The sequence below is a fragment of the uncultured Thiocystis sp. genome, assembly GCF_903866365.1.
Taxonomy (GTDB): domain Bacteria; phylum Pseudomonadota; class Gammaproteobacteria; order Chromatiales; family Chromatiaceae; genus Chromatium.
Window position 1 is genome coordinate 1 of sequence record NZ_CAIPNF010000337.1, and the last position, 5,417, is coordinate 5,417.

At 63.6% G+C, this 5,417-nt stretch carries 8 protein-coding genes; 1 reads left to right on the plus strand and 7 read right to left on the minus strand.

Going from position 1 to position 5,417, the window contains the following annotated elements; all coding sequences use genetic code 11:
• Positions 1–110: 110 nt before the first annotated feature.
• Positions 111–503, minus strand: coding sequence for an NHLP leader peptide family RiPP precursor (locus QZY07_RS18890; protein ID WP_295406020.1), 393 nt, complete (start codon positions 501–503; stop codon positions 111–113).
• Here QZY07_RS18890 and QZY07_RS18895 point away from each other — a divergent pair.
• Positions 477–662, plus strand: coding sequence for a hypothetical protein (locus QZY07_RS18895; RefSeq protein WP_295406032.1), 186 nt, complete (start codon positions 477–479; stop codon positions 660–662). The two genes, QZY07_RS18890 and QZY07_RS18895, sit on opposite strands and share 27 nt — an antisense overlap.
• An 86-nt stretch (positions 663–748) precedes the next feature.
• Here the strand turns inward: QZY07_RS18895 and QZY07_RS18900 are convergent, their stop codons facing one another.
• The 6 genes from QZY07_RS18900 to QZY07_RS18925 all read right to left on the minus strand — a co-directional run bounded on the left by QZY07_RS18900 (position 749) and on the right by QZY07_RS18925 (position 5,369).
• Positions 749–976, minus strand: a complete 228-nt coding sequence (locus QZY07_RS18900) for a hypothetical protein (RefSeq protein ID WP_295406022.1) — start codon at positions 974–976, stop codon at positions 749–751.
• 31 nt (positions 977–1,007) lie between these two features.
• Positions 1,008–1,877 (minus strand): transporter substrate-binding domain-containing protein, encoded by an 870-nt coding sequence (locus QZY07_RS18905; RefSeq protein ID WP_295406023.1) that lies wholly within the window; start codon positions 1,875–1,877, stop codon positions 1,008–1,010.
• Complete coding sequence (locus tag QZY07_RS18910; RefSeq protein ID WP_295406025.1) at positions 1,874–3,940, minus strand: SpoIIE family protein phosphatase; 2,067 nt, start codon at positions 3,938–3,940, stop codon at positions 1,874–1,876. The genes QZY07_RS18905 and QZY07_RS18910 overlap by 4 nt, the downstream gene beginning before the upstream one ends.
• Positions 3,941–4,025: 85 nt before the next feature.
• Positions 4,026–4,442: an ATP-binding protein gene (locus tag QZY07_RS18915; RefSeq protein WP_295406027.1), complete on the minus strand. Its 417-nt coding sequence runs from the start codon at positions 4,440–4,442 to the stop codon at positions 4,026–4,028.
• On the minus strand, positions 4,442–4,780 hold the full coding sequence (locus QZY07_RS18920) for an STAS domain-containing protein (RefSeq protein WP_295406029.1): 339 nt from the start codon (positions 4,778–4,780) through the stop codon (positions 4,442–4,444). The genes QZY07_RS18915 and QZY07_RS18920 overlap by 1 nt, the downstream gene beginning before the upstream one ends.
• Before the next feature lie 163 nt (positions 4,781–4,943).
• On the minus strand, positions 4,944–5,369 hold the full coding sequence (locus QZY07_RS18925; RefSeq protein WP_363184497.1) for an ISAs1 family transposase: 426 nt from the start codon (positions 5,367–5,369) through the stop codon (positions 4,944–4,946).
• Positions 5,370–5,417: the final 48 nt, after the last annotated feature.

The following is a 5,417-nucleotide window of genomic DNA, read 5'->3' on the forward strand; positions in this document are numbered from 1 at the left end:
GCACGGACTGGCTCAACATGACCCCACTGAACGCCGTGCAGTCGCGCATTGTCAGCTTGCTCGACTTTCCGCAGGATCTCTATCTCGGCGTGGGCGCCCAATCCGGGTAATCAGCTGTCAAAATGGGCGAACCGTGAGTACATACTGTTCATAACGAAACAAGCGCAGGATCCGCCCCAACTCGTGCCACCTGCTGCGCCGCCAAGCACCTCATCTGATAGCTCCGTCGGCCTGGCCGGAATGACCAGCGTGACGTCCTGCGCGCCGTTCTCCACCACCCGCACCGTGACCCCCTCCGGCACCGCCATCCCCTCCGCCGCCAGCGTCCCAGCCGGATCGGCCAGCAGGCGCTGTTTGAAGGCGTCATCCGCCCAGCACTTGGCGATGAGTTGTTGATACGGCTTCGCTTGGTCGTTCATGGCTCGTTCCTGTGGTTGAAGGCTCCTCGGGGGATAAACGCCACGGCGGGCGAGGAGATGAACCCGCGCGGCGGTTTGCGTCATGAAGCTGAGCACGGACGGCGACGGCGGCTGGCGCGATCTTCCATCGACGCCTCGCCCGTACTCGCCGACTTCTTGAGCCAACCGGGGTCGGTCTGCAAAGGCTCCAGCACCGATGCCATCGTCCGCTTCCGAGTTGTCGAGCTGATGGCGGAGACCTAAACCGAATCCACCGACGACTCAACTAACGCCGAGCGATCATGATGACTCTGACTTGAGGCGCGCTGAGTGGCTGGATGTAATAACTGTTATTTAGACGATTTCCGGGAATCAGTATCCCCCACTTCGAATGGCTGCAAATCCTGTAGGGGGCGATAGATCCCGACGACTTCGCCCGTACGCACCGACCGGATGGCATCCCGCCAGTCGGGATAGGTCTGGATGTTGGCCTGGGGGAAATGGTGCGCGGTGAAGTCGGCAAAGGAGGAGTTGGCGAACACGTCGAGGGGACCGCCGAAGGTCAGAGCGTTCGGCAAGCGGTCATGAGATGACTTGGGTGGGGTAGGCTCATCTGCGTTCAGGTTCAGGGTCGGAATCAGGCGCGGCCTGACGCCACTCGGCTTCCATCCGCCGGCTGAATTCGGAGCGGGGGATGCCCCATTTCTCCTCCAGTCGACCCAGCAGACCGCTCCGGTGCCAGTGGACGATGGCCTGGGAGATCGCGGCTTCCAGACGACCGCCGCGCGCGTCGGGATGCAGGGCCACCGCCCAGCCGGTCGGATAGAGCGCGGGCAGGGTCATCTCGTAGCGCTCGGCCAGCTCGAGATTCTGCAACATGACCGCGAACACCGCGGTGTCGCCGAGAAAACCGTCGCAGCGTCCGTCGCGCAGCGCCGCCAGCGCGATCTCGGCGCTGTACAGGGCCACGATATCCGCGCCGTACTCGACCGCGATCGGGCGATTATAGAAGGAACCACGCCGCGAACAGATTCGTCGGTTGCGCAGTTCGGACCACTGTTTGAAGCCCTCGGAACGACGCGCGAGCAGCCCGGCGCCCGATTCGTAGTACGAGGGCGACACCAGCGTCAATTGGGCGCGGCGCTCGGGCGTTGCGTTCAGGGTGGCGATCACGACGTCCACCTGCCGCGTTTCCAGCGCGGAGACCCGTTCGGCCGACAGGACCGGAACTAGCTTAAGAGCCACGCCCAGTCGCTCGGCCAGATCCCGCGCGAGATCCGGCTCCAGGCCGACGATCTCGCCGCTGGTCTTGTCCAGTTCGCCCCAGCACGGCACATCCGACTTGACCCCGACCAGCAGTGTCCCGCGCGCTTGAATCGCGGCGAGCGAATCGTCCGTGGCCGCGACGGCGTTGCACCAGAGCGCCAGCATGGCCGTCAGCGCCCAGCACGAACACCGCATTCCGGCGAACAAACTCATGACGTAGCCTCCGCGGTGTCCGCCGGCGCATCTGGCGCGGGATCGGTGCCCCGATAGCGCAAGGCGACACAGGTGATGTCGTCGAACTGCTCGACCCCGCCGGCAAACCGATCCACCGCCGCCAGCACCCGCTCCACCGCCGTGCGCGGATCCGGCGGCGGCTGGTCGAGGAAGAGCGCGGACAAGCGTTTGGTGCCGAACTCTTCATCGGTGTCGTTCATGGCCTCGGTGACGCCATCGCTGAACATCAACAGCGTGTCGCCGGGGCGCAACTGGACCGACGCGGCGGTATAGTCGAGCCCGTCCATCGCGCCCAGTGCCATGCCCCTGGTCAGGGCCAATTCGGCTACTCCGCCATCGGCATGAATCAGCAGGGGCGCTGGATGTCCCGCGTTGACGAAGTCCAGGCATCCCGTCTCCGGATCGAGCCGGGCGTAGAAGAGGGTCACGAACATGCAGCTCTCGTTATCCTCGGCGAGACTGTCGTTGACCTTGGCGATCATCTCGCCGATCGGCAGATCCCCCGAGGTGGCCGCCGACCGCAGCAGGGTCTTGGAGACCATGCCGAAGAGTCCGGCCGAAATCCCCTTGCCGCTCACATCGGCCACCACCAGGCCGCGCAGGCGGTCCGCCACCTCGAAATGATCGTAAAAATCGCCGCCGACCTCCCGCGCCGAGCGCATGGTTCCCCAGAGCACGTAGCCGGGATGCTTGGGCCAGTGCCGGGGCAGGATGGACTGCTGCATGGTCGCCGCGATCTCCAGTTCCTGGCGCAGGGCGACTAATTGCATCGACTCGCGAAAGGCGTGCGTGATGGTCTCGAACCAAGGCCGCCAGCCGCTGGGCACGATCGGGATAGTGGCGGGCTGGAAATTGGACTCCGCGGCGATATGCGCGACCAGCTTGGCGGCGGGGCCGACGAATTCGCGCGAGGTCAGGACATAGGTGAGTACCATCAACAGGGCCAGTCCCAGCAGAACGCCAACCATGGGGGCGCCCATGTCGGAGGCGAGTTCCAGCCAGAGGGCGGACACTGGCGCGATATAGAACAACGACCAGGGGGCGCTGATCAGCGCATGGCGGATGACCAGATACCCATTGACGGTGGCGGGTTGTCCCGAGGGCAGTTGGCGCAAGCGATCGATCTCGCCGATCAGCGCCAGCGGCAGGGCGCTCGCCAGGTCTGGCGTGGTCTCGACTTCCAGCGGTTTGGCGTACAGCTCCGGGTGGGTCAGCACCTGTTGTCGCTGATCGACCAGCAGGGTGAAGCCGAGGGGATAGTTAAAGTCCGCGTTGAGGCGATTGAGATAATCGAGACTGGTGTCGATCGAGAGCACCCCGACGAAACGCTGTCCCTGATACAGAGGTGCGGCGACGGGGGCGACGAGTCCGCGATCCAGGCCCGCGAAGGACACCGGCGCCCAGTACTTTTCGCGGTCGGGGTTGTTCGCCGGCTGGCCCAGGATCCAGACGGGGCTGTCGTACACCTCGGGATCGAAGGGAAGCTCCGTGGAGCGATCCCAGGGCAGCACCGCATGAAAGCGGTGGATTGACACGAACCGGGCCTGGACGGCATTCGGCAGGTTAAAGACCAGCGAACTCCACTCGGAGTTGATGCGCAGCGCCGTGCTCAGATCGGCGTAGAACTCCGGGGCGCGCGCGTGCAGACTGCCCTCGCCCACCAGGTTGCCGCCGGCATCGCGGTCCGGGAGCGCATCGAGATGAAACAGGCGACGGTCGGCGTCCTCGTGCAGCCAGGCGCCCGGGGGTTGCGCCAGCAGCGTCGGGCCAGACGCGGGTATCTGGTCGCGTTGAGAAGCGCACGCCGACATTCGGAAGGTTTCGAGCTGATCGGCCGAAGAGCGCAGCACGAACTCGAAGAACTGACCATGTCGGGCCACATGGCCGCGGATCAGATCGATTTCCTCGTGCAGCTTGCGGTCCAGCAGATACCCGAAAAACACCGTCAACGCGAGGATGAGCAGGGTGTAGGCAACGCCGATCAGACGGTTGTAGTTCTTGAAGAGATTGGCTGATTGGCCACTGCTCGGCGCGCTGGTCATGGCGGGGGTCCGGGACGAAAGAGGCGGGTTGGAGCGTACAGGGGCGACATTGCGTCCAGAGCGATCGGCATTCCGTTCTCGTCGCTTATTCCAGAAAAACGACATCAAGCCGATTGATGCCTTCATGACGCGCGTATCGCAAAGATGCCGTCTGTGCTCGCACCATGTGCAGTCCAAGACCGCCGATCGGGCGATCCTCGACGGCGGCGTCGAGTGCCACTGACGGCGCTTGCGCGGTGGGATCGAAGGGGTGCCCATCGTCCTCGATTCGCAGGGTTGCCGGCGGACCGAGCCGGAAGTCGACGCGCAGAGGATGCGCGTCGCGGTCGTCATAGCCGTATTTGAGGGTGTTGGTGAGCAGTTCTTCGAGCACCAGGCGCGCGGTGTAGGTCAGCTTCGCGCTGGCGTGCGCGGACTCCAGAAAGGTCTCAAGCCGGTCGAGCGCCGCATTGAGATCATCCGGACGGTTGACGAAATCGAGCCGCAGATGCGTTGCGGACATTAGACGCCCAAGGCTTGCAGCGCCTCATCGAGGCTGGTGTAGCAGGTCATGATGGTCGCAAAGCCGCTGATGTCGAGCACCTCGCGGATCTGCTCGCTGGCGTTGCACAAACCGAAGGCGCCGCCCGCCTGCTTGAGCTGCTTGGTCGCCTTCAGCAGCACCCGCAGTCCGGCGCTGGAGATATAGTTGGTCTTGGCGAAATCCACCAGAATGCGCGTCTCGCCTTGGGCGATCGCCTCGACGATCAGTTGATCGGTTGCGGGCGCGGTCTGGGTATCCAGCCGGATGTCCGGCATCACGATCAGGACACCCGCCTTTTTGCTCGATAAAATACTCATCTGTTCCTCCGCGAGAAACCCCGTCCTGACAGAGCGGGGAGGGATACCGGCGGCGACCGTGCCGCCACCGGTCAACGGGCGCGCTCCGCCGGAATCATACCGCTTTAGACCATCTGCCGCTCCGCCAAACGCTCAAACACGCAGGGCGAGCGCGTATAAATACTCAGCCAAAGACGACCTTAGCGCGATAGTCATCGTTCCAAGCGGCCTTGCGACGCTGCTTCGACAAGCGCAGCTTCGAGGGTTTTTGTTCGAACAGGTTCATGCAGAGATTGCGGATGGCCGTCAGAATCGCGGGGGCGTTGCCTTTGCGGATCCGGCAAGCGTCTTCGCGGAAGAGGACATCCAGCCGCCAGTGGAGTTTGTTCTCAATCCCCCAGTGACCGCGCACCGCCTCAGCGAACCGCCGGGCCTGTGCGGGGATTGAATTGATGAAGAACCGTCGTTCGAGACGGTGCTCGCCCACGATCCAGCACGCGCGCTCGACCATGCCGATGCCAGGGCGAGCGCGTTTAAACATTCCGTTTTTCGGGTAGTTGACGGATGCTAGCGAGAAACGACGATTGGAGTTTCTCATGTCAGCAAGCATTCTTGAGCATTTCACCTCCTTGGAAGATCCTCGGATCGAGCGTCGAAA

What these genes read in the sequence shown, in the direction of transcription:
- QZY07_RS18920 (WP_295406029.1), bottom strand. Translation starts at nt 4,780, where the DNA reads ATGAGTATTTTATCGAGCAAAAAGGCGGGTGTCCTGATCGTGATGCCG.
- QZY07_RS18915 (WP_295406027.1), bottom strand. Translation starts at nt 4,442, where the DNA reads ATGTCCGCAACGCATCTGCGGCTCGATTTCGTCAACCGTCCGGATGAT.
- QZY07_RS18905 (WP_295406023.1), bottom strand. Translation starts at nt 1,877, where the DNA reads ATGAGTTTGTTCGCCGGAATGCGGTGTTCGTGCTGGGCGCTGACGGCC.
- QZY07_RS18895 (WP_295406032.1), top strand. Translation starts at nt 477, where the DNA reads ATGAACCCGCGCGGCGGTTTGCGTCATGAAGCTGAGCACGGACGGCGA.
- QZY07_RS18910 (WP_295406025.1), bottom strand. Translation starts at nt 3,940, where the DNA reads ATGACCAGCGCGCCGAGCAGTGGCCAATCAGCCAATCTCTTCAAGAAC.
- QZY07_RS18925 (WP_363184497.1), bottom strand. Translation starts at nt 5,369, where the DNA reads ATGCTTGCTGACATGAGAAACTCCAATCGTCGTTTCTCGCTAGCATCC.
- QZY07_RS18890 (WP_295406020.1), bottom strand. Translation starts at nt 503, where the DNA reads ATGACGCAAACCGCCGCGCGGGTTCATCTCCTCGCCCGCCGTGGCGTT.